Consider the following 4,107-nt stretch of genomic DNA (forward strand, 5'->3'; position numbering starts at 1 on the left):
AGAATGGATTTTATGCGATCGCTACAGTGCTTCTACGGTGGCCTATCAAGGTTATGGGCGCGAGTTAGACCTGGCCTTGATTGATCAACTCAATCAGATCGCCACAGGTGGTCTAGTTAGTGACTTAACCTTGTGGCTGGATGTTCCAGTCGAGGTCGGCTTAGGTCGGGCCCAGGCTCGGGGAGAGAGCGATCGCATGGAGCAGGCCAGCCTAGCGTTTCATCAACGGGTGCACCAAGGCTTTAGCCAAGTGTTTGCCCAGGCGACCTACCCGGTTGAGCGCATTGATGCCATTCAGGATGAAATGACCGTCGCCCAGCACATCCAATCTGCCATATTGCCATGGTTAACCCAATGGTATCCGACCCATTTTCCAGGCTGATCGGACAACCCCAAGCCGTTCAACTCTTGACTGCAGCGATCGCCCAAGAGCGGGTTGCGCCGGCCTATCTGTTTGTGGGAGCACCGGGCATTGGTCGGCGCTTGGCGGCGCGGGCTTTTGCCGAATGCTTGCTCCAGGGAGGCTTACAGAACCAAGATGGCAGCGATCGCTCTCAACACCTGCGTCAGCGCATTGCTGAGGGCAACCATCCTGACCTACTGTGGGTCGAGCCTACCTATCTCCACCAAGGACAATTGCTGACGGCGGCAGAAGCAGAGGAGCAGGGCGTTAAGCGTCGCACGCCACCTCAGATTCGCCTCGAACAAATTCGCCGCATTGCTCAGTTTCTCGGTCGTCCGCCCTTGGAAGCACCCCGTTCGGTGATCGTCCTAGACGACGCCAACACCATGGCCGAGGCGGCCGCCAATGGCCTGCTCAAAACTCTAGAAGAGCCCGGTCGAGCTACGTTGATTTTGATTGCTCCTAGTCTAGATTCGCTGCTGCCCACCCTCGTCTCCCGCTGCCAGAGCATTCCCTTTCGGCGACTGGATCCAACCGCGATCGCCCAGGTGTTGACCCAGGTCGGACAGGCGGAACTGCTAGAGCAACCGGATATTTTGGCCCTAGCCCAGGGTAGTCCCGGGGAAGCGATCGCCAACTGGCAACATCTGCAAACCATCCCCCCCGACATTCTGGAGGCGATCGCCACCCTACCTACCACCCTGCGATCTGCCTTGGAGTTGGCCCGCACCCTAGCCGCCCAGCCCCCAGAAACTCAGCTATGGCTGGTGGACTATTGGCAGCAAAAACTTTGGTACACCCACCAGCAGGCCGCCGCTCTCCCGCACCTAGAACAAGCCCGGCGCTGTTTACTCACCTTCGTTCAGCCTCGATTGGTGTGGGATGTCACCTTGCTCAATTTCCTAGAGCTTGTACAATAGCCAGAGTTCAGGCAAGGTCTGAACAGGTTCACAGGGAGCATCCCAGTTTCGCAAGTTGACCCTCATCCCCCAACCCCTTCTCCCAAAAACGGGAGAAGGAGAGCTAGATTCAAAGTCCCTCGCCCGACTTGGGAGAGGAATTTAGGGTGAGGGCTACAAAAGTGGGATACACCCGGTTTACACCGCTTGACCCTTCAACCCAATCATTCAACCCAAGAAGCAACTATGGTGCGTGCAGCGATCGGCATTATTGGCGGTAGCGGGCTCTATCAAATGGACGCCCTCACCAATCTCCAAGAGATCCACATAGAAACTCCCTTTGGAGCCCCTTCCGACGCGATCCGAGTTGGCACCCTCGACCAGACCCCTGTGGCCTTCCTAGCCCGCCATGGCCGCCACCATCACCTACTGCCCTCAGAACTGCCGTTTCGCGCCAATATCTACGCCATGAAACAGCTGGGGGTCGAGTACCTAATCTCGGCATCAGCAGTGGGCTCTTTGCAAGCCGATATGAAACCCCTGGATATGGTGCTCCCAGATCAATTCATCGATCGCACCAAAAATCGAGCATCCACCTTTTTTGGCGATGGTATTGTGGCCCATGTGGCCTTTGCCGACCCCATTTGCCCGAAGCTTTCCCAGGTGTTGGCAGAAGCGATCGCCAGTCTGCAGCTTGATCACGTCACCCTCCATCAAGGCGGCACCTATGTCTGCATGGAAGGCCCCGCCTTTTCCACCAAGGCAGAATCCAATCTCTATCGCAGTTGGGGCGCGTCGGTGATTGGCATGACCAACCTACCAGAAGCCAAGCTGGCCCGCGAGGCCGAGATTGCCTACGCCACCCTGGCCTTGGTCACCGACTACGACTGCTGGCATCCCGACCACGACAGCGTCACCGTGGATATGGTGATCGGTAATTTAACCAAAAATGCCCAGAATGCCCAGCGGGTGATTCAAGAAACCGTGCGGCGGTTAGCGCACCATCCCCCCGGATCAGAGGCTCACTCCGCCTTAAAGTACGCCATTCTCACGCCCTTAGACCATGCTCCAGAATCCGCCAAGCAACGCCTAGGGCTGCTGCTGGACAAGTATTTGTAGACTGGTACTGCAAGCCAGAAGAACGAAGATAGAAGAACGAAAAGGACGTCCAGGACGCACGAGGGTTCTCACCTTAGCAACTAGGTGGGTTACTTTTGCCTCGGAGTACTAGCGCAGCGGAGGAGGCGATCGCCCTCTAAATCTCTCCACTTAACCGATCTAGCCCAAGGTCTAAGGCAGAGCCGGTCAGGAAAATAACCATTTCATCACAAACACGATAAAAGTCGTAGGTAGACGGATGGCGAATTTTCGATAGTTTGCCCTAAGATCAATGATCAACTGGCCTGCCAACTTGGCAAGCATGGAACATTGTTGAGGAAATGCCCGTGAGTCCAGAAACCCTTGTGCCATCGCTCGGCACAGCCCCGACGTCCTTTACGCCGGATGACTTCGATCAATATGTCATGTCCACCTACGGGCGCTTTCCATTGGCCCTAGAGCGAGGTGAGGGGTGTCGCGTGTGGGATACCAACGGGCGGGAGTATCTGGACTTTGTGGCTGGCATCGCCACCTGCACCCTCGGCCATGCCCATCCAGCCATGGTTGAGGCCATCAGTCAGCAAATTCGCACGCTGCACCACGTTTCCAATCTTTACTATGTGCCGTCCCAGGGGCAGCTTGCCCAATGGTTGGTGGAGCACTCCTGCGCCGATCGCGCCTTTTTCTGCAATTCTGGTGCCGAAGCCAACGAAGGAGCCATTAAGCTCGCCCGCAAATATGCCCATACCGTCTTAGGCATTGAGGAACCGGTGATTCTCACGGCCCAAGCCAGCTTTCACGGCCGTACCCTAGCCACCGTTACCGCCACAGGACAGCCCAAATATCAAAAGAACTTCAGCCCCCTTGTGCCTGGCTTCCACTATGTCCCCTACAACGACATTCAAGCCCTAGAGCAGGCGATCGCTGACCTTGACCAAGGCGAGCGGCGGGTGGCAGCCATCATGCTGGAGGCCCTGCAAGGCGAAGGCGGCGTTCGGCCTGGCGACCTGGCCTACTTCCAGCGGGTGCGCGAACTGTGCGATCAAAAAGGCATCCTGCTGATCTTGGATGAAGTGCAGGTGGGCATGGGGCGATCGGGCCGCTATTGGGGCTACGAAAACCTAGGAATTGAGCCAGATATCTTCACCTCAGCTAAGGGCTTGGGCGGCGGTGTGCCCATCGGCGCATTACTCTGCAAATCTCACTGTGATGTCTTCCAAGCCGGAGATCATGCCAGCACCTTTGGCGGCAATCCCTTGGTCTGCACGGTGGCCCTTGCCGTATGCCAAACGCTAGAGCAAAACAATATTCTCGCCAATGTAGTGGCGCGGGGTGAGCAGTTGCGGGCAGGGCTGAGAGCGATCGCCCAAACCTATCCCCATCTCATCCATGAGGTACGCGGCTGGGGGCTGATCAACGGGCTACAGATTGCCGATGACAGCGACTTAACCTCCGTCGCCATTGTTAAAGCGGCCATTGATGAAGGTGTGCTGCTGGTGCCAGCCGGGCCTAAGGTGGTGCGGTTTGTGCCACCCTTGATCGTCAGCGAAGCCGAGATCGATCAGGCTCTCAATGCCGTCCGTCGAGCGATCGCGTCCCTCATCTAAACCTGACAGTACCGTTCCACCGGACTCAGATGGTCATAACTTGAACGTTGCCCAAGAAAGATATAGAAAAGAGATTGAGAGGTCAAGGTCTTCCAACTGG

At 56.6% G+C, this 4,107-nt stretch carries 4 protein-coding genes; all 4 read left to right on the top strand.

Translation table 11 applies throughout. The annotated features are described in order from the left end of the window. A partial coding sequence (locus V6D20_18135; protein ID HEY9817702.1) for a dTMP kinase occupies positions 1–382 on the top strand: 382 nt, incomplete at its 5' end. Continuing rightward, positions 343–1,323: a DNA polymerase III subunit delta' gene (locus V6D20_18140; GenBank protein ID HEY9817703.1), complete on the top strand. Its 981-nt coding sequence runs from the start codon at positions 343–345 to the stop codon at positions 1,321–1,323. The genes V6D20_18135 and V6D20_18140, both read left to right, overlap by 40 nt. 186 nt (positions 1,324–1,509) lie before the next feature. Then, the gene (locus tag V6D20_18145) at positions 1,510–2,421 is read left to right on the top strand and encodes an S-methyl-5'-thioadenosine phosphorylase (GenBank protein ID HEY9817704.1); all 912 of its coding nucleotides are present in this window, start codon (positions 1,510–1,512) and stop codon (positions 2,419–2,421) included. Between the two features lie 326 nt (positions 2,422–2,747). Beyond that, positions 2,748–4,007, top strand: coding sequence for an aspartate aminotransferase family protein (locus tag V6D20_18150; GenBank protein HEY9817705.1), 1,260 nt, complete (start codon positions 2,748–2,750; stop codon positions 4,005–4,007). Positions 4,008–4,107: the final 100 nt, after the last annotated feature.

This window comes from Candidatus Obscuribacterales bacterium (genome assembly GCA_036703605.1).
GTDB lineage: Bacteria > Cyanobacteriota > Cyanobacteriia > RECH01 > RECH01 > RECH01.